We start from the raw sequence: 24639 nt of genomic DNA, 5'->3' as shown, positions 1-24639 counted from the left end.
AAAAGGAGAATAGTCTATGAAATTTGAAAATTTAGGTATTATTCTATTCTTTGGTGTTATTGTCCTAGGACCCTATCTTACACTATTAATCCTCCTTGTTTTTGCGGGTATTTTAAAATTAAATGGTATTTGTGTACATGATGACATATTAAAATTTATATCTAACATTACTTTAATGTTATTTTTAATCTTATTTTTAAGTTCATATCTCTTTAGGAAGAGTATTACGCCTATTTGCCCCATCATTGATTGATGAAATAAGTGAATGGTATCTAAAACACATACACCGAAAAAATATAGATGTGATCTAGATGACAAAGAAAAGGGCATATGTATTCTATACTGTAACCTGTAAACTAGACACTAGAAAAAAAGAGTGGGAAAGTTTACAGGTTACAGTATAAATTTCTCTCTCTTTATTTTTTTAAAAATAATGGGATTGCAGCTCCATGTTCTTTTTCATATTTTTTAATAAGGTCACTTTTATATTCCTGGAATAATTTATAATAAGTATTCTGTTTAAGACCTGACATCCTTAAAGCCTCTTTAGAGGTGATGATTTTATTTAATCTCATATCAAAACATTTTTTTAAGCTATCATCTATAAAAAATGTTCTCTTCTTCCCTTTGTACTTTCCTAATGACTTAGCCCTGGCGATCCCATCTTTTTGTTTTTCGAGCATGAGTTCTCTTTCAAATGATGCGACTGCACCTAACATTGTAACTACAAACTTACCAAATGCCCCTTTAGTACCTACATCCTCTTTTAAACTTTTAAACGATGCTCCTGCCTCTTCTATGGTTTCTACTATTTCCAATAAATCTTTTGTGTTCCTAGCAACTCTATTAAATGATGTTGAGACTACAACATCATCTTTTTTTAAATTTGATAACATTTCTTTCAATTCTAATCTATCTGCATTTTTCCCACTTATTTTTTCATGATAAATTTTTTCGCATCCTTCTTCTTTCAAAATATTTATTTGATGATCAATGTTTTGATCTATAGAACTTACACGGCAATATCCTATTTTCATTTTTTACCCCCAAAAATTATTTTTATACTCTATTATACTATATTTATTGTTTTGATTCTAGAGTTCAATAAAAACTTTTTGTTTAATACTTAATATCAATTTAAAACGGTAAAACTAGATGATTTAATATTATTTCGTTTTGGACAAGCTCTAAACGTAACTTTTAAAATTTAATTTTTAACCACAAAACTGTACAAAATCAGACGAAATATAGATTTTTTTTAAAAGGGTGGGACTGATTATTCTGAAAATAAAATTAGCTGAAGTGGTATACCCTCCTTGACTTCTTAAAATTTTTGAGTAAGACTAATATAAGAGTGGATGGTGATTAGAAATAAAAAAAGAAGATTATGATATTCACTGGATCATAACATTTGCCCTATGTTTTGTAGCCGGTGGTCTAGGAGTACATAGGTTCTATAATGGTAAATACAAAACAGGATTATTGATGCTGTATCTAACTGACTTACTTCCTATAGCAACTCCATTGATACTTCTGGATCTGGCATTAATTTTAACAGGTGTTTTCAAAATAGAGAGATAAAAAAAGGACACCATTAATAGTGTCCTTTTTAAGTTTAATTTTATTGACTTCATTTATGAATATTACAAAGCGAGTAAAAAGTAACATTAAATACATTCTAATTAATATTGTATGGGCACACGTTAGAGCCTGTGTCCTCAAAAGTAATTAAAAAAGATCCTAACTTTTTTAGGATCTTTTATTAATTTTGGGGGGTTCAAGTTTATCAGTGAATACAACGCGTCTCCCTACTAAATAATAATCCAAATAGAGGCACACGTTAGAGCCTATATTTTACATGTAATTTGGAAAAGGCCCTATAGTTTTAATAGAGGTTTTTTTTATTCTACAATTATCTCATATAAATAAAATTTAGCTCTTGTATAAGCAATATATAATTCAATGTCAGTTGCTTCAAAATGATTTAAAAAAATTACAACATTAGATTCTAAACCTTTAAATTTCTTTATTGTACTAAATCTTAAGTTATTTAATTTTACTTCTTGTGATATTTTCCATTTAGAAATCTCTGATATTTCACTTAATTTAGATTGCTTATAATCTTTATCAGATAAAATTACAATGGAGTTAATATCCACTCCTTCTTTGTATAAATTATTTATAATCTTCTCAAGATTTTTAACAAGATTATATTTTGTTTTAGCGAATATTTTTTCTGGATAAATACCTTGGACACTCATTGGAAAAGAGTCGATGAGTAATTCAGTTTTTTCCTTCGTCCATTCCAAAATCCTTGAAGTGTTACGAACATTTCTTTTAAGATAAAAGGGTGGATAAATAATAGAAAAATTATTATCCCATTCTATACTTTTAACGTTTTGATTTAAATCCAAAAAAACATAAAGAATAGATTCTTTATTTTTTAGAAAGCTGATAACTTTGTTACTCATCTCTTTACTAAAGTCTTGACCTTCATCTACGATTAAAGAATCAAAATTTCGATTTATTATAATTAACTCTGAATATGTAAAAACTTGGATATCGCTGTTTATTTTCTTATAAAATTCTTTTAAAATTTCATCTGGAATTACTACTGCAGCCTCTTTCTGCTTTTGTTTTTCCAAAAACCATTTTTTATAAGACAACCAACTTTTACCAGTTCCCGCTCCTCCACAAATATAAACTTTTTTATACTCTCTTATAAAACTTAAAAATTCTCCTTGTTGTTCGTTTAAAAGTTTAAATTGATTTTCCTGATGTTCAATCAAGGATCCTGCAGCAATAGATAAAGATATTCTTTTCTTTATGCAATTTAAGAATTTTTCTTTCTGACTTTCTGAAAAGAAACTTTTATTTTTTCTAACTCCTCTCCAATATGAAAAAACCTCTTTTACTTTTTTTGATATATCTTTTAAGTCTTTCATGTCTATCGTCAAATTTTTAGGAGCATTAGTTGCTAAACTACCATCTATTGTATAAAGTGGAAATGATACGACATAACCAAATATTCCTTGATAAAATTCTAAGCATTCATCTTCATAATATTTTTTAAAAAAATACATACTTTTTTCAGCTTGTGAATATGGACTTTCTCTTAAATTTCTAGTGCCATTTTTTAATTTTAATTTCCACTCATTATTTTCTACATGTATTTGCTCTCCACCTTTGACTTCCATACATAAGTAACCATAACTTGGATTAAATATTAAAAAATCACATTCACTATTTTGTCTAACTCCATTTTCAATAGAGTACCATTTAACAGAATAAAAAATTTGATAACTATCTGAAAGCCCTTTTTCAAGAACATTATAAATTATTCTTTCTGATTTTGTCGGACTATATATGTCTATATTTTGGGGGTACATAATCGCCATATTATTCCCAAAATCCTTTAACATCCTCATTTTTAGTGTAGGTATTTGTGTATCCTATAAGGTACTTTCTATTTAAGTTTTTATTAAAATTACTACATGAGATCTCATTTATATAAAGGCATCCTAAACATGCTCCCCTGTCTTCAATGCATATAGGGTCAAATATACATTTATTTATTTTTTCCATTATTTTTTCAAAAATCAAATGATAACTATTCTCAAAAGTATTTTGCATAGATCCTAAATTCAAGCCTTGAGAGTTTTGACAGTAGATAAATACCGCTGGTATATTTGGAAAGATATATTCACTTAACGAATTTTTATCTAAACCACATAGGGTACTTACTTCTTTCATAAATGTATGGGAAATACTATGAATTAAAGTATAAACACTCTTCGTATAAGCATTTTTTTTATCAACTTGTTCTAAACTAAAATCTTCAAAAGTTGAAACCTTTGGATTTATATTATCTAAAAACCACGCTTTAGCAGATACATCATCTTCTAGATTAGGTACTAAATTATTATCTAAAAAATTATTATCTAACATCCATTCTAAAATTTTAGTTCGGTCAAATTCAAGTAAAATGCCTTCTGTTTCTATTTTGTTTGTATAAATTATTCTTTTTTGTTTTTCTTCAAAACTTTTTATTGTCACAGTTCTACCGTCAGCAATAGGGTCACTTGATACTCTTGTGTACCCAAACGAGCAATTAACTAATGGAACTTTCATACTTACTTGTGAGTTTTTAATCCCATAATTTTCATTTGTTAAAGAATATCCTGTAGCATCCGTTATAAATCCATTAGAATAAGCTCTACTTTGAGCATAGTCTAGTGATAATGAATTTTTACTTTGTAATATATTTTTATATTCTAATATAGAAATAGCTATTTCTTTAAGATCACTAGTTTTCATTGTCTTAACTTTAGAAGAAACTAGTTCCTCTAATTTTTTAAGCTGATCAATTCCAAGACTTTCCTTTGCCTTCTTTAATGCTACTTCTTTAGCTTGTTCATCTGGAATTCCAATTTCTTTTAAAGTACTATACGCAATTTTAAAAGCTTCTGTATTTTCAAAATCTTCTGTTCTTCCAATTTTTTTTATCAACTGATTATATTCTCCAGAACTAATTCCTCCAAACCACCATCCTATCATTAAATTAAAAAAATCATCCTTTTCTTTGATTAATTTTTCTTCTGACTCGTCAACTATATCAATTAAAGTCTGTGTCACTGGAAGAAAGTGTCTTTGATCTAATGCATTACGAGGGGTTAAACCTTTTTTTTGGCATTGTGGACAAGTCATTATCATTGGTCTTTCATAGTTACATTTTTTACAAGTAAATTTAAATTTTCCTTTGTATTGCATGTCTCCAAAGCCATGGTTATTACAAGGAAGCAAAGTCATCCCATCTGACCAACCACACTCACAAGAATATATCAATTGAATTTGACTTAACTTTCCTCCACAACTGCATGTTTTTTTATGTTTATAGTATAAATCAGAATGTTGATATGTTTCTACTTTCTTACACTTTTCACACACGAATACCAAAGGTTTAAGTTCTACTATAATATCACTAAAGTTTTCATCTTCGTGACAATTTAGTTTTTTTATTTGAAAATTATTTTCATTAATTTTACCAAACTCACTAACAACTCCTCCAAAATCCTCAAAATAATCTAGGATAGTTTTTAAAGAGTCCAGTACTCTTTGTTTATTTACATAATGATCAGGTTGAGATGACCATTTTTTTACTAAGCCTACAAAAGACTCTCTACTTTCTTTATCATAAAAATCTACCCAAGCATTTGGAAGATACTTATACATAGATTGATTTAAGCTTCTTTGCATTTTCTTACTCATCATTACCTCCCTATTTTAAGTCAATTCTATTGTCACATTTTTATCGGTATCCCTTAAACTATTCATAGGTTGTCTAAATTCTATTAATAATTCATCCAATAAAGTCGTTATATATGTTTTTCCATCAAACGATTTTCGTTTTATTTCTTCAAAAAAGAAATCTACTGTCTCATCTATAACTTGAGAATAGTTTTTCGCTATATCTAGTTCTCTATCATCTCTTAGACAATTATAGATATTTAAGATATGTTTTTTTACTTCTTCTGCTTTAATGTCTCCATTTTCGATAGCACTTTTTAAATTTTTATCCATATATACATTTTCATATTTATCTTTTAATTTAAAATCATAATAATTTAAAATTAAAGAAGAAAATATTCCTGAGAAGGTACTATATATTGCATTATTTGCCCATCTATTTATTGGTACAGGTTCTACTAATAAATCTTTATATTCATGAAAATCATTAAAGTATTTTAAATAAGAAAGATCCCTATCTCTTGTTGGTCTCATAATATCAATAACTATTCCAGGATGTTTCCTTCCAGTTCTTGAATATGCCTGTATGTATTCTGCTGTATTCCCTGGCATTCCAAAGAAAAACATTAAATTGAATTTAGACGTATCAACTCCATGAGATATCATACTGGTAGCAGAAATAAGATTTATGCCATTAAAAACGCCGTTAGCATCATAATTGTCTATTTCAGATAATGTTTTTCTAACTTCTTGGAAGTTACTATCCCCTGTCATTTTCCTTATTTTAAATTTTGGAATATCTTCATTTATTAATTCTATGTTTATATTATTTTCTAAAGCTCCTTCTACTCTATTACTATCTCTTTTTACATTATTATATTCAATAAAAATCCAGTAGTCTTTTAAGATATTAAGTCTCTCTTTATTACTTAAACTCTCTAAGCCTTTTATATCATCAAATTTTTTTATGTTATTTAAATATTTAAATAGTATCGTTCTAAAATATTTCATTGAATATACAACTGAATTTACAATTGCCCGTCCATAAGGTGCATAAGAAATTATAATTCTATTTAAATCATCTTCAAAAATTTTAGAATAAAAATTTTCATTTAACTTTGTAGACGTTGCTGGAAATTTAATTGCGTCTTTATTATACAATTGTCTTATTTGATTCTGATAGTCTGTTACTGTTGCTGTTGCCCCTATCAACTTTACTTTTTTATTATTTTTAACTAATTTTTTGATAAAGTAATCAATCAGTGTTTCATAATGTGAATTATATGTCCCTAAGCTTTCTCGTAGCAAATGAACTTCATCTTGAATTATAAGTGTCGGAGCTCCATCTTTAATGTTTACTTCTTCAAAATCTGCGATATCTTCATTACAGATCCCTCTCTCAGTACTTTCTACACATCTACTCTTACTAGTAAATCCATGTTTAGGGCATTTATGTGTTACTTCTCCTAAGATATTCCTAAAGTTTGACTGGATTCCAATAGAAGCAATCTTATCTATAGTACTTACTATTACACTTGGAAGATACCTAAAGATTTCTCTATCTACTATATATATAGGTAGTTCTCCTTCTGAATGGCAATTTTTAGTTGTACAAATGTGTTTCAGTCTCCAATTCTCTTTATCAAATACGACTTCGACAGATTCATTTTCACAAAAAGGGCAAATATCTATTATACGATATTTTTGATTTAATTTCGTCTTAGATGCTCCTTCTAAGTTCTTGACATTTTCTTTTGTTAATTTATTTGGAGTATTATTATCACCAACAAAGTATCCCGATGAAAACCTTTCACCAGGATAATCTTTTATATTCATTTTTCTTTCATTTTCTGCAGATGCTAAAACTTTTGATAGTCTTTCTACTTGTTGAATCGATAATAATCTTAATGGATATTTTATAAGAGCTGAAACACCACATTCCTTTCCTCTTATTCTGTCAAAAAAAAGTGTAAAAACTGTTGCCCCTAAGAAAGCTTCGGTTTTACCTCCACCAGTTGGGAAATAAAGTAAGTCCACATTTTCTATCTTTGAATTTTCTATCTCCTCTTTATATTCACTTGTTATAATATCAGGTATTTGTGACACAATAAAAACTATTTGGAAAAGTCTCCAGCTATCAAATTCCACTTTACCGATTTTTATATCCGTAGCATTTTCTTTAAATGTTCTATTCATAGATATAAAGCTTTTTCTTACGCTTACACGTTTTTCTATTTCTTTAATACCATTTCTAAATCTAAAAATTTCCCATTCAAAAGCTTTACACTCTTCATCATATTGGTTTAATGCCTTACTATTTTCAAGACCTATTATGTCTCTGTCTTGTTTCCATTTATCAAGCTCTAGATTCATTTTATTTAAAACTTGATTCAGTTGTTGCACAGGATTAGTTATTAGTTCATCAAATCTCACTTTTATTACATCATCTTTAGTTTTCAACCTTTTCTGTTCATAAGTTGGAATATTATTAGTTTTTATAATTTGATTATTTAAAACATCTACACTACAGTTATTTCCTTTAGCATATACTTCTCCCTTATATTTATAGTCATCTTTAAAGTAATTCAATTTAAATGGCTGAACTTCATTATTTATTACCTTTATTTTTATTCCACTATTAAATATACTTTTACAGTGTTTTATATTTCTAAGATTTTCTGTTCTATTTACAATATTAACTGAAGCTCTATAGTTTTCATCAATTCTTTTTATTTCTACATCTACTGATATGTCTGGAGTAAATTTATTGTAATCACCTAAGTTATTTTTAAGAAAGTTTTCATACGATTCTTTATCTAGTAAATCATGAACTTTCACCTTTGCCTTTTCAACTTTATATTTTTTATTATCAGGAAAATTCTTAAGTTTATTGTCCAAAAAATTATTTAAACTTATTCTTTTAATCCCCTTTGTTTTCTTTTCATTAAGAATTTCTCTAGTGTTAACAACTATCTTTATATCATCAGCCAAAGAAATTTTTTCATATACTTCTTCTAGTTTTACTTTAAACCTATTTTCTTGACCTTTCTTCCCTTTTATATCTTCATATTTTGAAATAACTTCATCAAATGTTTTTAACCCCAAGTGATTAATAAGCTTATTCCTCTGCTCTTCATAAGTTGGAATAACCCTATAAAATATATTTCCTAAAGGCTCAATCTCTAACTGTGTTTCTCCAATATCTTTAGCCCTTACATAAAAATCTACTCCTATTTGACTTATATCTACTTTTGAAGAGAAATAATTATCTTTTTCATTTCGAGAAGCAAGTTGACCTATAAAAAATTTATCTTGTGGCTGTTCTCCGACCACTCTTGTTTGACTCTCACCTGTCAAAAGTTCTTTAAATTCATTTGCAATATGTCTTGCAAAAATCTCATGTTTATTCATATTGTAGTACCGCCTATTAAATAGATTCTTTTATAAATTTAACGTAATCAGATTCTGTTGAAGAAACATCTGATATGATTGATAAATTCTTTCTTGCTCTCGTACATCCCGTATATATTTTATTCACTGCATCTAAGAATTCTTCTTTTACTTCTTCTGTTATTTTTCTTTTTCGTGCTAATTGTTTTGACTTTTTATACTCTCCTAGTGGAAGTAAACCAGTTAAAATAACTGCATCAAAGTCTAGACCCAGGGAAGATTCTATTGTTGAAAGTACTACTCCTTCTATTTGACTATAATACTTTCCTAAATTATTTCCGCTTGATATTATAGAAGTAAAATCAATATATTTTTCTTTAAGCTTGTTTTCAAGCCAATAGTCTATATAATATTTTTTCAGACCATATTGTCTATATGGAAATAATACTGCTATTTCTTGTAGTGGTATTTTTTTTACTTCATTATAGTACTCTATTTCTTCAATTATTTTATCAATAACATTTAAACGACTACTCTCAAAATATCTAACTTTATCACCACTGTAGAGTGATTCTCCTAGAACATACATTTCATTTTGATTTTCTACTTCAATGGAGTATTGTTCAATACTCTTTTTTACTTTATTTATAAAACTATTCATATAATTCGTTATTTCTTTTGTATTTCTATAGTTTTTATTTAATCTAATACTTCTACCTCGGTAGTTTGGTAGCCCCTTACCTTGCCATGGTGCTATTCCTGCTTTAATATTTTTATTTACATTCTGTGAAACATCTCCACAAATAGACAGGTAATTTTTATCTAAATCTTCTAACATATCAATACAAAATTTATACCATTCTGGCTTAAATATTTGAATCTCATCTATAAAAATTCCAAAATATTTTTTTAATGTGTTAGAAGTCTTAACTAATTGCCTAGCTCTTTCAAAAACTTTTGTCCAATACTCGTCATCCTTCTTGCGAAATCTTACACTCATAACATTTTCTGACAATATATTTTCTAAAAATTTATGAAAAGTTAGACACTTTAGATTACGAACTCTAAAACCTGAAATAGATATTTTCCATTCATAATAGCTTGCTAGATTCTTATTAAAGCATAGAACCAGTACTTCTTTATCTGGGTTTTTAGCTGCAATTTTTAAAGCCTTTGAAAATAGAATAACACTTTTACCACTCCCTGCAGATGCTAGTATCAAAGAATTTCCAAGTTTAATATCGTTAATTATATCTATCTGTGAACTGTCTAATAAAAAAGAAGTAATATCTATGTCTTTCGGGTTTTCTACTATCGTTGGAATATTTTTATTCTCTTTCGCTTTTGGGATTACGTACTCAGGAGCTAATAAATGAATAATATTATTATGATCTTCCTCTGTCATCTCTTTACTTTTCTTACTTAACAGTATTTCTTTTTTTAATTCCTCATTTAATAAAACATTATCATCTAAATAACATTTTTCTTCATTCTTAAATTTAAAATTATTTCTTCTTAAATTTTTTACCGACTCACTTTTAAATATAAACTTTACTTCTAAAGCAAACTTTAATTCTGTTTCATCTTTTCTTAAAGCTCTGTGATCTAAAAGTCTATTTTTAATATTTTTTCTAAACTTTTTTATTTGATCATTATAAATTAGCTCTCTCAATTTTAAAAATTTTTCAAGATTATCCATTGCAATTGGAATCAAACATAAAATTTTACTTTTACTTAAAATAACATGTATTTCTTCATCACTAATAGCGTTAAGATTCACAAATACTTTAGATTTTACTGATAGGTTATTTACGGTTTTTAATATTTCACGCTCAATTTTTGACAGTGGTAGTTTTAAATAAGAAGCTGGATAAAAATTAACACCTTCTTTTATGATCCCATTTGGAGTCTCTTCTTTCTTTTTTAATAATCTTAATCTACTTTTTAGCATACTATCCTCCTCAAAATTTAAATTGGATTCCTTCTTATTGCTTTATATTAAAGTACATAAGTTTATTCCCTTATACAAATAATTCTTATATTATACTAAATTTATAGTTAATATCCTTTAATAGGAGCATACTGGTGAATTCAACGCATAATAGAAGTATACGACACCTCAATTCCTCTCTCCATCATAATATCTTTTAAATTTCTAAAACTAAATTAGTATAATATCACCAATATCTAAATCAGGATTATATCGCTCAGAAAGCTTTTTAAACTCAATCATATCAAATTTTTCTTCTAGATTAACATATATAAACAACAATTCTTCTGAAAAATATTTCCATATAAATTTTTTGAATTCTTCTACCTCATCAGTATTATCATTAAAAACTAAAAAATCATTAGTAAGGACATCTATTTTTTTTACAACATTTATTTTATTTAAAATAGGAGAAAAAATTTTCATAAATTCTTTTATGTTTTTTTTTACTTTTTTATTTGAATTCCCTACTGTTTTCTGGAACATACTTTGAGTTAAAGCACACTCTTTGTCAGAACTTAACACTCCTAATTTTTTCACTACTTTTACGCAAATCATTTCAAAAATTATTTTTTTTTTGGGGGGGATAATGAATATTTTTTCTTCATTTTCATTATAATTTAAATTATCTAATATAAGTGAAGTTCCTTCAAATATAACTGGAATTGTTTCATCTACGGTATTTATTGTATAGCTTTTTGACTTATTTTTACAATCTATTTTGAATTTTATCTCCCAAGGCCTTTCCCTTTCCCAAGGGCTTCTTCCAAAAATATCCACAGGAGAATTTAAAGAATTTCTGTATAACCATTCTTCTTTTAACTTTCCAAATGACTTAGAATTTGAGCCTATAAATTTACCACTTTCTATTTGTATTTTCATTTAATTATCCCTCCTTTACATTAATAATTAATAACTTTATACTAAAAATAGAGGTTTTCACCTCTTCAAATCATTTAATATAAATTTATTTAAATACTGTAACCCTGAAGCTTAAAAATGACATTAGATGCGGTATACTTAAAAAGCACTTAAACACATAAGATAGAATATAAGAAAAATTTAAACAATTAGGAGGAGAGTACAATTTTAAAGGAATTAATGACATCATCAAACATTGGATTTATAGTAATAATGCTAATTTTATTTATTCTAGTCTGTGCACATGCCTCGATTTTATCCGTAGACATATGGCCAAACTTTCATGCTGATAAGTTATTCTCGGTATGTTGAGGATACAACTTAAAGTTTTACTTCCAATTTTCAAATTATATAGGGCAAAGTATACCCACGATTAAAATCAACTATAATCTATCCTGTAAATTGATCTTTTATTTGTTCTTCTAATACATTTCCTAGTTTTTTTAACTTAATCTTTGATTTTTATTCATGTATTCCTCCTCATATCTTCTTCGGTCAATTTCATTATATAAGGGAAAAAATAAAAGATAGGGGGAAAGAAAAAAGTGTACTGATAACAGTACACTTTTTTTCTATCCAAGTCGAATTTGTTTAGAATATTTCTCATTTACATATTCTTCTATATTTTTCATCCCACACATCTTAAATTTTGATAACCCTAAAGATAATTTGTATAGTTCATTTTCGCTTACTTTTATATTTTTTTTAATTAGATGTTTATTTAATTTGTCCATCCTATTTTTACTTACTTTTTCTAAATTAAATAATTCGATCAAAATCAAATTTTCTGTAAGTATCTTTTCTCCACATTGAAACCTTCTAAGAATTTTTTTTTCTTCTGTTGTCAAAGTTAAAAATAATTCTTCCCATTTTTTTGTAAAACCTAGGTCCCTAAAATAATTTCTATATATTATAAAATCTCTTGGATAAGATAATATTTTTAAAAACTCTTCTTTAGTTTCTCCAAAAGCATTCTTAAAATAATTTTTATTTCTTGGAACAATCCCTTTTTTTGCATTTAAAATAGCATAAATACTACTAATAGTTTTTTTATCCCAAGATTTCCCTATAAACTTTCTATCTGTATTTTCTATTGGAGCGTACTTCATTGGGAATGAAAATAAATCTTTAGCTCCTATTTCTTCTGCAAGGTCTATATTTAATTTTAATCTATCCCAAAATTCCTTAGGAGTGTCTTGATAATTAAATAAAATATAGTTTGAAAAATGTTTAATCCCAAAAGATGCCGCTATTTTCATTGCTTTTAAATATATATTTTTTAGCTTAATATCATCAAAAGCAATCCTATAGGGTCTTATATCTATTTGAGATAGATATGACATTTTTTCTTCTGTTAAAAGTCTTGCATCTGTTCCTTGGTTAAAATCGACATAACGAACTAATTTATTTTGTCTCTTCTCTTTTTCATAAAAATGATCTAATAAAGCTATATTTTGCTTAATAAATTTCAATTTAGAGCCTAAAGTCTCTTCTAATATGATGTTTTGTTTAAACTCTTCAAGAGTTTTTTCTATATCTTTTTTAACCTTTATTTTTTTTATTTCATCTATAAGCAAAATAATATCTTTTTCTATATCTTTTCGATAGGCTAATTTAGAAATTGCTTCTCTTCTTTTAATTCTTTTTAAAACCTCTTTAGAATAGTTAGGTTTTTTAAAAGTTTTTTCACCACGTTTAAAACCTAGATCTTTCAATTCTTCTGTGATATCTTTTAAATATGGGCTATATAAAATATTATTATCCATCAACATTAAATTTCTTTTTTCTCCATATTTTTCGTTGATAGCTTTTATTTGACGAGTTATATTATTTGTAGTATTAAATTCAGGTTCTAAAGTTGGAACTGCACAAAACTTACATTTGTTTGGACAACCTCTACTTGTATAACCTATATAACTATTTCCTACAGGGTACTGATATTCTATTTCAGATAGGATATCATAATCTAGAGGTTGAATATCAACATTAATATTCTTATATTCTGGATAACCAATCATACTTGCACAAGTAACTTGTCCTGTAAATGGTTTTATTCCTGTAGCTTTTTCTATTTTTTCAGGGAGAAGGGAAGATAGAATTCCTCCAACAATAATGTCGCTTTGAGGATTAACTACATAATTTTTATAATGATTAATTGTTTTTACTACAACATCAAAATCAAATGTAAATAAAGTAGTTATATAAATTCTATCCCACTTTTTATCTTCAAAATCTTCTATGCCTTTAACAAATTTAACATAATCTTTCTTATATTCTTTATGAAAAGTACTTATTTTCATAAGACCTATAGGAGGATATTTATTTTTATATGCTGGTTCCACCAGTAAAATATTTTCCATTTTACCTCCATTTCAAACTTTTTTCTTAATTATAGCAGATTCAGATCTAGAGATCTAATTCTTTTCATATATTTTTTTAAATAAATTTTCATAAACATCCCATGCTAATTTTAAGTCTCCATGATCTAAAATTTGTGCACTGTGCACAACAGCATTTAGGCTTCCTATAGAAAGTATACTTCTTTCCGAACTTGCTTTAGTGTAAACTGTTTTTTTATAATTTTTATTTATATACTCTTTTTTTAATAAATCCTCTAGTACTTTTTCTAATTTTCCCAAAAGTGTTTTATGTTTAGGAACATTATTTGTTTCTATATAATAATCTAATGTTAATTCTAAAAAAATTCTAAATGAACAATTTACTAACAAGGGATACTCTTGTAATTTACATTTTTTTAACTCTTTATATAAACTATTAAGTTTTTGATTTTTTATTACTAATTTAGTTTCTAATGGAATTAATTTAGTTCGATTTCGACTTGCAGACATTTCTTTAACTTGTTTTCTCTTTTTTTCTTTTTCATTTATAATTTCAGCATTTTCATCATTAAAGTTATAATCTTTTTTATTATGTCTTTTAGCTTTTTTTACTTCAATGTTACTTTTTATAAATGTTGGCTCCGGATTAATATCTAAAATTTTGTCTATATAATCTATTCTATCATTTTTATTTCTAACTTCATCAGCTTTCGGATTCCGAATTACTTGATCATAAATAAATTTTTCAAACTTCTCTAAATTTAAATTTTCAACATTGTATGAACCTTTTTTTCCTATTATATTAAAAAAATCTCTCATATCAGGATCACTTAAAACCCTATCTAAAACAGACCATTTCAAACGTCCTAAACGATTTTTAAAATTTTCATTAAATTTAGTTGTTTCTAAAAAACATTTTATTACTTTACTACTTAGAGTTTCTTCATTCCCAACTCTAGCATCAAATAATCTTTTGTTTTCAGGCTTCCATTCAACTATACCTGCTCCTCCATTTTCTCCTGTATGTTTTAAAGAAATCCATTCTGCTGCACTTTCAACTGTATCAAATGAAACCGCTGAAATATTTTTTGGATAAGTTTTATTTTTTATTTTTAAAATTCTTTCATATAATCTTCTATCTGTAGTTTCTAATAGTTTTGGATCTTTAAGAATCATTATAGCAGCTATTCTTCGATTTCCCTCAATTACTACATATTTTCCATTTTCAGGTATTACAGCAATATTTTCTATTGGACTTAGCCCATTCTTTGAAATAGAGAGTGCTAAATTATAAAGTTTCTCACCCTGAGTTTGGATTAATTCTTGTAAAGTTTTTTCTTTTGTATTATAAATAGTCTGAAGTCTTGGATTTTTAGAATCCAAAATTATTTTCTCTATTTCTATCACAATGTTTTTCCCCATTTTAATATCTCCTCCTTCGTTTAGATTGGTTGCAACTTAAATCTTTCTATATAATATTTTTAAAATAAGATTTCTATTTCTCTTTATTCTTTTAAATATCTATCCTCAACTTCAGCTTTTCATTTTCAGTTTTGTAATATCTTAAACAAATATACGAAGTATCAGTTTTATTACATTGCCTTCTACCCTCAGAGAATTTCCTTAATAAATAACAAGTGAATTATAGATATATTAACTCTTTTTTAGCTTTTTTACAATTTTTTTAATCATTTTTTTACAATTTCATGTGTTATTTCCAATTTTTTTGTATAAAAAAAGAAGTCACTATATAGTGACTTCTTAATTTTTTCTGCTATTTAAAAACTACAAACTTTACAGTTGTTACATAATCCAACTTTTTAACACTCCCCTAAATTTTCAATTTCCTTGAGTACATCGCTAAAAACTTCCCCTCTTTTTTCTAGCTCTTCTTTCATATGCTTTAGATCTTGAAGTAGGGACTTCCTAGGTTTATCTCTAAAATTTTCCACTGCTATAATTTTAATGTTAATATTGTTATCATCTTCAGCTTGTTTTTCCTTAGCTTGATCTTTAAATTTTTTCAAATCTTTTTTAAGATTGCTCATCGTCATCTAGCTCAACTCCTGTTTTAATAGCTTTGTCCACCATAATCATTTCCAGTTTGAATAATTCTACCTCAATTTTCTTTTGATCTGCTACGTCTAATATTCCCATTAGTTCTAAGTCTGTTTTTCTGGCTCTGGATAATGCCTTGAATGCCTCATTCGAAAATTTCACCCTCTGTATATCTTCCTCATCGATAGCTTGACTTAATTTTTCTCTTGCTTTATCAAAATCGGATCTGTATTTATTTCCTAGACCCGTCATAATTAGAGAATGATCTTCTGATTCTTCCACTTTCTCCAGTACTTCTGGATGGACCGTTTTTATAAGATCGTTTTTTACTTCTTCTCTATTCTCTTCTACTGCTTGACCCTTGTTCCTGTTCCACTCGTCCTTGTAAGCATAGTTTCTTAAAGTGCCTGCTTTGTATACGATCTGTTTCCACTTTTGTTTTTGGATCTCCTCAAGCTCTCTATACGTTATTTTCTCTGACCCTTCCCACAGTAGCTTGATTTCCTCTAAAATTTTCCTCTTTTCTCCTGGTGAAAACTTCTTTTTTCTAGCCATCGTACACCCCCTAAAAATGACCCTCTCATTTGCATTCTAAGGTCTTTTGTTTTCAAGGCCTTCATATTTACACCTTAATCGTACTTAGATTTCCTCTATATTTTAAAGATCTAAGTCATTTTTTATCTCTTTCACAAATCCAGCATATTTCCGATTAAATGTTGAACTTGCGACACCTAGTTTTTCCCCCAATGCCTTCTGGGTTATCTTTGGGTTATCTGCTAGTAATTTGATTATCTCCACCCTCTCTTTATCTCCTATATACTTTTTAGTGATGGTCTCTATCCAGTTTTTCCTCTTTTGCTCCCTCTTTCTCTCTCTAGTATCTGATCTACTCTTCCTCAGGTATAATTGTGTAGTGCTTGGTCTTTTGTGGCCGAGGGCTCCTTGAAGCTCGTTAATATCTAGCCCTTTCCCATTATTATATAGAGTTCGTGCATAAGACTTTCTAAATGAGTGGCAGAAGAACTTCGAGGTAGGTAGTCCTGTGAGCCCTGCATACTTCTTTATGATCTTGTGGATAGTCTTATCAACGAGTCCTTCCCCTGTCCTCTTGTTTGTGAAGATTGGCCCTGTACTGTCTAAGGATCTAGTTGTTGAGTTGAGGTAATCTTCCAGGTATTTTATGGAATGATTGGAAAAGTCTAGTTCTCTAGTTCCGCCACCTTTTCTCTGGATGGTTGCCTCTAACCCTCTTTTATCTACCGTAAAATCTTCTATTCTGATTTGTAAGGCCTCTGAGATTCTGGCTCCACTGTCATAGAGAAATGAGAATATGGCCAATGCTCTTTTATCCCCGATCGCTGCCTCCATTAACTTCAAATAATCCTCATTCTCCATCACCCTATCATCTGCCAGGGTAACATTGAGATCTTCCTTTACCCTGGCTACCTTATAAAGTTCTTCTTCCTCTCCCTCTGGCACTTCCTCGTAAACATCTACCTCTTTCACCTTGGCATAGTCTAGCAGCCTGTTCAAAGCTCCTATATAGTGGTTAATGGTACTTGCTTTCTTGCTTTGTTTTTCCATTTGTTTAATGTATCCACTGACTACTATTTCCATGTCCTCTATCCTGGCTGCATCTTCCCCCTGGAGCACCCCATTCTTAGCTTTTCTCACATAGTCAAAAAAAATATTTATCCAAACCTTATAGTTTTTTAAAGTTATAGGTGTTACCGTCTTCTTAGAATTTCTCTTCAGCCTGGATAAAAGTTGTTTTAATTTATCACTAAAGTTGTAATTTCCGAATAAAATTTCTCTCTTATCTTCCTTCATATTGGGATTTTTCACCGTAAAATCACTTCCTTATCTACATATATATTGGTTGTATAGCCGTTGCTATTACTAGTATAGCTCATAATTCTATAGATAGCTACTTAATAGTTATTAAGTAGCTATAAAATTATATTATGGGTTTCACTTTTAATAGGGGTGCAGCTCTCTACCCCTTTATTTATAAGGAATGGTGTCTTTTAAGGTGATCTTTTCTTTCGGAGATTCCAGCTCCATTTTTCTTGGTGGTGGGATTTTTATTTTTTGTGTAATTCCACCTACATTTTTATAATTTCTCTTTCTGGGATCTCACCTGTCTTTCCAATGGTTATCTCATATTTTCAAGGTACAATTTTCATCATACTTTTTACGCTATTTATTACAAAAAATTACACTTTATATGGATTATCATTTTTTACCCCTACACTTTGTAATAAAAAAAAGAGGTTTCCTTGTTTTAGGTCACCTCCTCTATTTTTTTTTCGACTATATTTATCACTATTTCATTTATAATGGTAAGCAATTGTGGAACAACTTTTTTATAATGATTATGTGGAGTCTTATCAATTTCATCTATCAGAAATTTAGTTTGTGCTTCAAGTACATTAAAATTTAATTTTTTTAAATTTTCAAACAGATCAAAAATTCTTCTACCGTTTACTCTGTTTATATCTAAATTATTATTACTTGCTTCTTTAATAGCTTTAATAATGATCTCAGGATCTTGGGATCTTAAGATTTCAATCGTAAAATCTGTATTTTTAACATCTGATAGAAATTCTTTGATATTATTTTGTAAGTTAGGTAATAGTTTTGAATAATTTTCATAAAAATTTACTAAACGTTTAATTGTAGTTGCTTTGATGGTCAATATTCCTTTTAAGTATTTTGAAACATCTTCTGTATTGAAATTTGCTACTTTCTTTATCTCACAAATGTTTTCGGCGGCATCAAAACTACTTAAACCACCTATAAAACTATCTAAAATTCCAACTATTTGCTTTACATCATTTTTATCTACAGGCCATTTTGATATTATAGAACTTAATTGTCCTACAACATTTGCACATAATTTAACTTTTTCACTCATATCTTCCCCTTGTTGACGCTGAACTATAGTTTTTTTAACCTTATTTTTACTTGACTTAACAAGATTAAAATTGGCGTCGCAATATATTGTACTTGAAATATATATATATTTCAAGCTTTTTAAATTAACTAAATAAAAAAAGGGGATTTCTCCCCTCCTAACTTAATCAAAAAACCAAACATCAACTTCTTGTGGGACTATTCCTGCTCCTCCACTATATAATTAAATTCTCTAATCTTTTCAATCACCCCTATTTAAACATCTGGTTTCTTAGCTCACTTACATACTCACTGTAGTGCCTGTAATAGCTCATATGAGATACCTCTACCTCCTTCTGGATACCTCTGTTGTTAATTCCTGGGTTCTCTGTCAGGAGTTTTTTTATTCTCCTCTTATTCAGATTTATTCTTTCTTGATTGGCTGTATAAGTTCCCATTTTATTCCCCCTAATTTTTTTTAAAATTACACATTACATGCTTAAATCATTCCACTGAATAAATATTCCTCTTGACTTCTCCTTTACAACTTCCCTAGTTATTAGGGAGTTTTTTGAAAAAGTTTCTAGGTGTCTTACAAACCTACCCCCTATAAATACTAGCTCAGAAGCATATTTCAAGGCCCATCAAACTTGGTGGGTCTATGATGTGTGTTTTGTATTTCTTTTTCGATACTTTCTGTTGGTTTTTTCTTTATTTTTGGGTACTGTAATTTACTGGTAATTTCATTAAAATTACAGATGTTCCCCACCATTTTCTCTCTTTCGATCTCCAAAGCTGAGGTTATGGCTCTCCTTGCCTCTCTGGAAAAATTATCAATCCTAATTGTATTTTTTAACGCTCCTAAGAGTATTTTTATGTCTAAAATGGAATGATTTTTAAGTATGCTATTTATGGAGTTTCTATTTTTGGCCTCCTTGTCCTTCATCAGTAGCTTCTCACACTCCTTGATATCCTTCTGGATCTGCTTGTCGACTTTATTCCCCCAATCTTTTTTCTGCTGCTCTTGGTAAACTTCTACAACTTTATCAAAGTTTTCTATGAAATACTCCACCTCATTGGTAGTAAACTTATTTTTTATATTATTAATTTTGCCATCACCATTACTGAAAAAAACAGGAGATAAGGTAGGAGATACTATTGAAGGAGTAGGAGGAGAAAAAACAAGGGATGTAGCCTATAAGGTGCTTATCGATTTTGCTGAGGGACTGAAGAATTCTAAGCATAATGGAAATATTAATTTAACCTCCAATGACCAGATAGATAGTGAGTTGGATAAATATAAGGTGTCGCTGGATTTGGAGGACTTAAAATCAAAGGAAAAGGGCTAGAGTTTAAGGTAGATCCATGGAATCATAAGACAAAGTTATTTAAGTTTAAGATTTTTAAGAGGGCTAGGACTATAAAGGGTCTGTTTTGGGGAGATAAAGAGTAAATATTCTTTTTTATTATTTAGCTTAGAAAATTTATATAGTGCCTATTAAACAACCGTGTTTAGCAATTTTAGATTCTTTGAAAGTAGATTGGAAAAAAGATTAAGTTTTTTGTTTTTATTATGAACTATTTTATGATAAAATGAATTAGCAATAAAAGATAAAATAAAAATATATTGATAAAATATACAAATGCTTCCATAGGAGTGAGGACAAACCTTATCTATGAGAAGCTTTATTTAGTTAAAAGAAAATCTGTCAAGTATTCAGGAGGAATATTGCATGATATTAGACGTTAGATACTTTAGCAATAAAGGGAAATATCGAGAAAATAATCAAGATTCTTTGTTAATTGAAACAAAGGTAGTCTCAAATGATGTTGTTAAGGAAAAAAAAATTCATATAGCCACTAAAAATTATTGTTTTGCCATAGCAGATGGAATGGGGGGGCTAAAAAAAGGCAAAGAAGCAAGTGAAACAGCTTTAAACATTTTAAAAGACAAAAAAATAAAAAATAAAAATGATGTTAAAATATTGTTAAAAGATATCAATATAGAATTAACTAAAACTAATCTAGAAAATAATGAAAAAACAGGAACTACTTTATCAGCAATAAGTTTTAATTCAAAAGAAGCAATTTTATTTAATATTGGGGATACTAGAATATATAGATTTTCTACAGAAGATGACAAATTAAATTTAGAACTATTAACTGAAGATCACACTTTAGCTTATAGAGCTTTTTTAGAAGAAAGAGTTTCTAGAGATATGATTAGAGCACATCCACAAAAAAATATATTAACTAGTTGTTTAACAAATAGTTACAATTTTCCTAATGAATTTTTTTATAAAAAAATTCATTATAAACCAAATGATGTATTTTTAATTTGTAGTGATGGAATTTGGGAAAATTTTTCAGAGGAGGAATTAAAACATATCTTTTCTTATAAACGATATGGAAATACTTTTCGTTGGCTTAAAGAAAAAAAATATGATATAGCCCGTGATAATATGACCGCTATTTTAATAAAAGTTAAGGCTTCTGTTTAAGAAGCCTTAACTTTTAAATTTTTTAAGCTTATAATAAAGCTCTCTTTTTTTCATTTTATTCCACAAATAATATTTTCTCGAAGAATTTTCTATTTTATTAGATTCAACTAATTTTTTATAAAGTAATAAAGAATAATTATCAGATATAGGGAGTTTGGGTTCCGGAAAAAAATGGATTTTAAATTTCTTATCTATTCCATAGAAAGCTAATCCAATATTTCTTTTTTTAAAGTCATCTATATTTTTTAAAGCGGCATTTATTCCTTGTTTATCCATTACGACAAAAACCAAGTTAGAATATAATGTAGCTTTTATTGCTTGTTCTATAGCTCTTTTCCAATTCTTCAATTTAAACTCAAGAGTAACAATGTATTTTAGATTTTTTTTTGATTTTTCAAAAAGTATGCAATCTGGAATACCTGTTATCCCTTCTAATTCAAAAATATAATCAAAAGATTTATTTTTAAATTGTTTTGATAAAAATTTTTTAAAGTCATCTGACATATCTAACTCTTTTTTAAACACTAATTTAAATTCCTTTCTTAACTAAATTTTTTTTTAACTTTTTTAAAACTTTTAACCATGAATATAAATGTTCAAATTCTTCTGGGTCAGATTGCTTAATTAATATATTAATACTATTGTTAATATATGAAATGAGCCAATCGATTCTATCAGTCTGTTTATGAGGTAATTTTTCACAGAGCCTATTAAAACAATCAAAGTAATGTAGATAAAGCAATGGATTACTGAAATGTGGATTTTTCCCTTCGGGATAGAAGTTTTTTACATTATAATTAGTCATGTCAAAAAAACTTTCGATATTAGGCATTAGCAAAGCATTATCATAACGAATCCAATTCAAGTAAATATGAGAAAAAATACGTGGATAAGGAGAACGCATACCAGTTTTTTCTTTTGAAAATCTATTTAACGAAAAGCTTCTTAAATTCTTATAAACTCCCACTGTAATAGCGTCTGGCATAGCTGCGGAATAAATAAGTCCTTCAATCCCTGTATAACCAATATAAGTTTCTAACTCCATTTCTTTTAAATAATTAATAAATTCTAAAAAATTAAATAAAAATTTTTCATTATCAATAGGCTCTTCGGAAGTTGTTTTTGGAATTAAATATACTCCATCAATTTCTGGAAATGATGAAATCCAATTTAATAAATATAATCTCAAATCACTACTACAAATATATGATTCGTGAACAATAACTGTTAAAAGAATTTTTTTATTTATATTTTTATTTTTTATATCATTCAAAAATGGATCAATGAAAATGCTCTTATTTCTTTTAAGTTGAAAATCGAGATCAGTTTCACTATACATTGCGGGAATAACTAAATGTGAAAAATCAAACTCCATTTGAAAATCAATACATTTTCGAGATATTTCTTCGCTACGAGAATCAAGAGCAATACTATGTAACCCTTCTTGAAGTTCATCTAAAAAATATGGGTAAGCATTCAAAGATTCTTTTTTATCTTCTAATTTATAGCATTGTGGATCTAAAAAAGAGTTTTTTAGCATTTCACCAGTAAAATAAGTTTTAATTTTATTAGGTTTGATGTTAACAGGTGATAGAATAAAACCCTTTCCCGCAAGATTATTTGTATATGCGTCACGATTCCATTTATTATTATGACCTAATTGGTGTAAAATTTTCATAAATATCCCTCCAGTGTTCTTTTATAAAATCAATTACATTTTCACTTTTTCGAAATCTTTTGAAAGGTTCTTTAGAAAGTAATTTATCTATTAACTTTGAAAAACTTTCGCTACAATTTTCGGGTTTAGTATACGAACCATTTTTAATATTCCTTTTAATTTCTTCTAAGTTCTCTCCAAAAGGATGTTTTCCTAAATAAGCTTCTAAAAGAATAATTCCTATAGAAAATAAATCTGTTTTAAATGTGATCAACCCTCTTAGGCAATTAAGTTGCTCAGGTGAAGCATAAGTAGGTGTGTGTGGGACAAATTCTCCAACAGTTAAAGAAGCTTCACCTGAGAATTTTGTAATACCTAAATCCAAAATAATAGGAGTTAAATCATCTGTACATATTATATTAGCTGGTTTGATATCCCTATGAATATGCCCTTCTTTCCATAATTCTTGTAACCCTACTATCAGATGTAATAATAAATTTATCACTTTACCTTCATCATTTTTAAACGTTTCTATACAAGCTTCAAGAGTATTCCCTTCTATATATTCTTCATATATATAGAAAAAAGTTTTTGTTTCATCTAAACCAAAATCTAAATTTTGGGGGAAGTATGGTGATTCATTATCGGCTTGCCATTTACACTCTCTAAGTGCTCTTTCAATTCCAGATAATGGTAATTTTTTTAAGATACATCTTCCATATTTTTCATGGTCAACAAGAAAAACGGCTCTTTGACCAGATTCTTTCATTGAATCAATTACAATATATTTCATTATATGATCTCTCCTTCTATACTTTATTTTCCATTTAGTCTGCCACTTTAATAGAATAGCCTAGTATACTTTTACAATTCCCATGATGTATAACAAGGAATTGATTGTATTTTAACTTTTTTTTAGTTCTTTTACAATGTTTTTAGATTTTTATTTATAATGAGGTTCATTATTTATAATTATTTTTGCATAGATAAAAGATATTTCTCTCTGCCTTTTATATTTTTAAACCATCATGTATATCTATTTTTATAAGAGAATTCTCTTATGGATTACAAACCTACTCCTTCGCATAAAATTCAATAACTTTATCCTTCATTTCATCAATATTTCTGAACTCGGTATATGTCCTGATTATTTTCTGTGCATATTTTTCTTTTGTTACACCTTTAATTGTAGGTTTGCTAGACATTTGGTGATTCAACGAATGGTAAAAATATTAACGATTACTATATGCAATCTTTGATTGTCTTTTAAAATCTTCTCCATAAATGCTACTTACACTAGATTTTAATTGTGATTTGTTTATTAAAAAATGAATATTATGTTATTTATATCAAACATATGTTTTATTGTTTCTAAAACTGTAATAGCAAAATCAAGCCTACATCTATCTAATTCATCGACTAAGATGACTTTAGGTTTAAAAATATTCCCTATAATAGCTTCTTCTGATAAAGTTCTCTTAAAGTCATTTATCATTTTTTATATTCTTTATATTCATTTAAAGAACTTTCATTAAGACCAGTAAATAATTCTTTTAAATTTTCAATATTTCTATCCGTCATTTTAAAGTTTTTAAGCATAATTTCAAATAATGTTTTCAACCCTTTTTTAGCAATATTTTT

General features: G+C 27.8%; 23 protein-coding genes. 4 read left to right on the top strand and 19 right to left on the bottom strand.

All coding sequences use genetic code 11. From position 1 onward, the window contains the following. Positions 1 to 16: 16 nt before the first annotated feature. On the top strand, positions 17 to 253 hold the full coding sequence (locus DYH56_RS04310) for a hypothetical protein (protein ID WP_114641629.1): 237 nt from the start codon (positions 17 to 19) through the stop codon (positions 251 to 253). A 163-nt stretch (positions 254 to 416) separates the two neighbouring features. Here the strand turns inward: DYH56_RS04310 and DYH56_RS04305 are convergent, their stop codons facing one another. After that, a complete protein-coding gene (locus DYH56_RS04305; RefSeq protein ID WP_114641628.1) occupies positions 417 to 1037 on the bottom strand; it encodes a recombinase family protein in 621 nt (206 codons plus the stop codon). A 334-nt stretch (positions 1038 to 1371) separates the two neighbouring features. Between DYH56_RS04305 and DYH56_RS16445 the strand changes: the two genes are divergently transcribed. Further along, positions 1372 to 1581: a TM2 domain-containing protein gene (locus tag DYH56_RS16445; protein ID WP_114641627.1), complete on the top strand. Its 210-nt coding sequence runs from the start codon at positions 1372 to 1374 to the stop codon at positions 1579 to 1581. A gap of 320 nt (positions 1582 to 1901) precedes the next feature. Here DYH56_RS16445 and DYH56_RS04295 read toward each other — a convergent pair whose 3' ends face one another. From DYH56_RS04295 to DYH56_RS04235, 13 genes are all read right to left on the bottom strand, one after another. Beyond that, the gene (locus tag DYH56_RS04295; RefSeq protein WP_158539049.1) at positions 1902 to 3422 is read right to left on the bottom strand and encodes an NERD domain-containing protein; all 1521 of its coding nucleotides are present in this window, start codon (positions 3420 to 3422) and stop codon (positions 1902 to 1904) included. Next, positions 3400 to 5268 carry a DUF8724 domain-containing protein gene (locus tag DYH56_RS04290; RefSeq protein ID WP_114641625.1) on the bottom strand — a complete coding sequence of 623 codons (1869 nt, stop codon included), beginning with the start codon at positions 5266 to 5268 and terminating at the stop codon, positions 3400 to 3402. The genes DYH56_RS04295 and DYH56_RS04290 overlap by 23 nt, the downstream gene beginning before the upstream one ends. Positions 5269 to 5283: 15 nt before the next feature. Beyond that, positions 5284 to 8658 carry a DEAD/DEAH box helicase family protein gene (locus tag DYH56_RS04285; protein ID WP_114641624.1) on the bottom strand — a complete coding sequence of 1125 codons (3375 nt, stop codon included), beginning with the start codon at positions 8656 to 8658 and terminating at the stop codon, positions 5284 to 5286. A 16-nt stretch (positions 8659 to 8674) separates the two neighbouring features. Next, positions 8675 to 10588: a UvrD-helicase domain-containing protein gene (locus tag DYH56_RS04280; protein ID WP_114641623.1), complete on the bottom strand. Its 1914-nt coding sequence runs from the start codon at positions 10586 to 10588 to the stop codon at positions 8675 to 8677. 210 nt (positions 10589 to 10798) lie between these two features. Beyond that, complete coding sequence (locus tag DYH56_RS04275; protein WP_114641622.1) at positions 10799 to 11509, bottom strand: hypothetical protein; 711 nt, start codon at positions 11507 to 11509, stop codon at positions 10799 to 10801. A 611-nt stretch (positions 11510 to 12120) separates the two neighbouring features. Continuing rightward, positions 12121 to 13908, bottom strand: coding sequence for a radical SAM protein (locus DYH56_RS04270; RefSeq protein WP_114641621.1), 1788 nt, complete (start codon positions 13906 to 13908; stop codon positions 12121 to 12123). A 54-nt stretch (positions 13909 to 13962) separates the two neighbouring features. Continuing rightward, positions 13963 to 15309, bottom strand: coding sequence for a ParB/Srx family N-terminal domain-containing protein (locus DYH56_RS04265; RefSeq protein ID WP_114641620.1), 1347 nt, complete (start codon positions 15307 to 15309; stop codon positions 13963 to 13965). A gap of 398 nt (positions 15310 to 15707) precedes the next feature. Beyond that, entirely contained in the window at positions 15708 to 15914 is a 207-nt protein-coding gene (locus DYH56_RS04260; protein WP_147269589.1) for a hypothetical protein, read from the bottom strand. 7 nt (positions 15915 to 15921) lie between these two features. Further along, complete coding sequence (locus DYH56_RS04255; RefSeq protein WP_114641618.1) at positions 15922 to 16500, bottom strand: hypothetical protein; 579 nt, start codon at positions 16498 to 16500, stop codon at positions 15922 to 15924. Between the two features lie 102 nt (positions 16501 to 16602). Beyond that, positions 16603 to 17775 (bottom strand): tyrosine-type recombinase/integrase, encoded by a 1173-nt coding sequence (locus DYH56_RS04250; protein ID WP_147269588.1) that lies wholly within the window; start codon positions 17773 to 17775, stop codon positions 16603 to 16605. 454 nt (positions 17776 to 18229) lie between these two features. After that, the gene (locus DYH56_RS04245; protein ID WP_114641616.1) at positions 18230 to 18862 is read right to left on the bottom strand and encodes a hypothetical protein; all 633 of its coding nucleotides are present in this window, start codon (positions 18860 to 18862) and stop codon (positions 18230 to 18232) included. Positions 18863 to 19112: 250 nt separating this feature from the next. After that, positions 19113 to 19298 carry a hypothetical protein gene (locus tag DYH56_RS04240; protein WP_114641615.1) on the bottom strand — a complete coding sequence of 62 codons (186 nt, stop codon included), beginning with the start codon at positions 19296 to 19298 and terminating at the stop codon, positions 19113 to 19115. 176 nt (positions 19299 to 19474) lie between these two features. Further along, entirely contained in the window at positions 19475 to 19912 is a 438-nt protein-coding gene (locus DYH56_RS04235; protein WP_147269587.1) for a hypothetical protein, read from the bottom strand. Here DYH56_RS04235 and DYH56_RS04230 point away from each other — a divergent pair. Together DYH56_RS04230 and DYH56_RS04225 are read left to right on the top strand one after the other, a co-directional pair. Continuing rightward, positions 19899 to 20189 carry a hypothetical protein gene (locus tag DYH56_RS04230; RefSeq protein ID WP_114641613.1) on the top strand — a complete coding sequence of 97 codons (291 nt, stop codon included), beginning with the start codon at positions 19899 to 19901 and terminating at the stop codon, positions 20187 to 20189. The genes DYH56_RS04235 and DYH56_RS04230 overlap by 14 nt on opposite strands. Positions 20190 to 20573: 384 nt before the next feature. After that, a complete protein-coding gene (locus DYH56_RS04225) occupies positions 20574 to 21341 on the top strand; it encodes a PP2C family protein-serine/threonine phosphatase (RefSeq protein WP_114641612.1) in 768 nt (255 codons plus the stop codon). 6 nt (positions 21342 to 21347) lie between these two features. Here the strand turns inward: DYH56_RS04225 and DYH56_RS04220 are convergent, their stop codons facing one another. From DYH56_RS04220 to DYH56_RS16345, 5 genes are all read right to left on the bottom strand, one after another. Continuing rightward, positions 21348 to 21866 (bottom strand): hypothetical protein, encoded by a 519-nt coding sequence (locus DYH56_RS04220; RefSeq protein WP_114641611.1) that lies wholly within the window; start codon positions 21864 to 21866, stop codon positions 21348 to 21350. A gap of 4 nt (positions 21867 to 21870) precedes the next feature. Continuing rightward, positions 21871 to 23019 (bottom strand): hypothetical protein, encoded by a 1149-nt coding sequence (locus DYH56_RS04215; protein WP_114641610.1) that lies wholly within the window; start codon positions 23017 to 23019, stop codon positions 21871 to 21873. Continuing rightward, positions 22991 to 23791 (bottom strand): serine/threonine protein kinase, encoded by an 801-nt coding sequence (locus DYH56_RS04210; RefSeq protein ID WP_114641609.1) that lies wholly within the window; start codon positions 23789 to 23791, stop codon positions 22991 to 22993. Before DYH56_RS04210 ends, DYH56_RS04215 begins: the two co-directional genes overlap by 29 nt. 528 nt (positions 23792 to 24319) lie before the next feature. Then, positions 24320 to 24493: a P-loop NTPase fold protein gene (locus DYH56_RS16440; RefSeq protein ID WP_114641608.1), complete on the bottom strand. Its 174-nt coding sequence runs from the start codon at positions 24491 to 24493 to the stop codon at positions 24320 to 24322. Then, complete coding sequence (locus tag DYH56_RS16345) at positions 24490 to 24618, bottom strand: hypothetical protein (RefSeq protein WP_255414672.1); 129 nt, start codon at positions 24616 to 24618, stop codon at positions 24490 to 24492. Before DYH56_RS16345 ends, DYH56_RS16440 begins: the two co-directional genes overlap by 4 nt. Positions 24619 to 24639: the final 21 nt, after the last annotated feature.

This window comes from Psychrilyobacter piezotolerans (genome assembly GCF_003391055.1).
Taxonomy (GTDB): Bacteria; Fusobacteriota; Fusobacteriia; order Fusobacteriales; family Fusobacteriaceae; genus Psychrilyobacter; species Psychrilyobacter piezotolerans.
This window is presented reverse-complemented; position numbering and strand designations above follow the sequence as displayed.

Coding starts and splice junctions, on each gene's coding strand:
- DYH56_RS04310 (WP_114641629.1), top strand. CDS start 17: ATGAAATTTGAAAATTTAGGTATTATTCTATTCTTTGGTGTTATTGTC.
- DYH56_RS04305 (WP_114641628.1), bottom strand. CDS start 1,037: ATGAAAATAGGATATTGCCGTGTAAGTTCTATAGATCAAAACATTGAT.
- DYH56_RS04295 (WP_158539049.1), bottom strand. CDS start 3,422: ATGTTAAAGGATTTTGGGAATAATATGGCGATTATGTACCCCCAAAAT.
- DYH56_RS04290 (WP_114641625.1), bottom strand. CDS start 5,268: ATGAGTAAGAAAATGCAAAGAAGCTTAAATCAATCTATGTATAAGTAT.
- DYH56_RS04285 (WP_114641624.1), bottom strand. CDS start 8,658: ATGAATAAACATGAGATTTTTGCAAGACATATTGCAAATGAATTTAAA.
- DYH56_RS04280 (WP_114641623.1), bottom strand. CDS start 10,588: ATGCTAAAAAGTAGATTAAGATTATTAAAAAAGAAAGAAGAGACTCCA.
- DYH56_RS04275 (WP_114641622.1), bottom strand. CDS start 11,509: ATGAAAATACAAATAGAAAGTGGTAAATTTATAGGCTCAAATTCTAAG.
- DYH56_RS04270 (WP_114641621.1), bottom strand. CDS start 13,908: ATGGAAAATATTTTACTGGTGGAACCAGCATATAAAAATAAATATCCT.
- DYH56_RS04265 (WP_114641620.1), bottom strand. CDS start 15,309: ATGGGGAAAAACATTGTGATAGAAATAGAGAAAATAATTTTGGATTCT.
- DYH56_RS04255 (WP_114641618.1), bottom strand. CDS start 16,500: ATGGCTAGAAAAAAGAAGTTTTCACCAGGAGAAAAGAGGAAAATTTTA.
- DYH56_RS04250 (WP_147269588.1), bottom strand. CDS start 17,775: ATGAAGGAAGATAAGAGAGAAATTTTATTCGGAAATTACAACTTTAGT.
- DYH56_RS04245 (WP_114641616.1), bottom strand. CDS start 18,862: ATGAGTGAAAAAGTTAAATTATGTGCAAATGTTGTAGGACAATTAAGT.
- DYH56_RS04240 (WP_114641615.1), bottom strand. CDS start 19,298: ATGGGAACTTATACAGCCAATCAAGAAAGAATAAATCTGAATAAGAGG.
- DYH56_RS04230 (WP_114641613.1), top strand. CDS start 19,899: ATGAAATACTCCACCTCATTGGTAGTAAACTTATTTTTTATATTATTA.
- DYH56_RS04225 (WP_114641612.1), top strand. CDS start 20,574: ATGATATTAGACGTTAGATACTTTAGCAATAAAGGGAAATATCGAGAA.
- DYH56_RS04215 (WP_114641610.1), bottom strand. CDS start 23,019: ATGAAAATTTTACACCAATTAGGTCATAATAATAAATGGAATCGTGAC.
- DYH56_RS04210 (WP_114641609.1), bottom strand. CDS start 23,791: ATGAAATATATTGTAATTGATTCAATGAAAGAATCTGGTCAAAGAGCC.
- DYH56_RS16440 (WP_114641608.1), bottom strand. CDS start 24,493: ATGATAAATGACTTTAAGAGAACTTTATCAGAAGAAGCTATTATAGGG.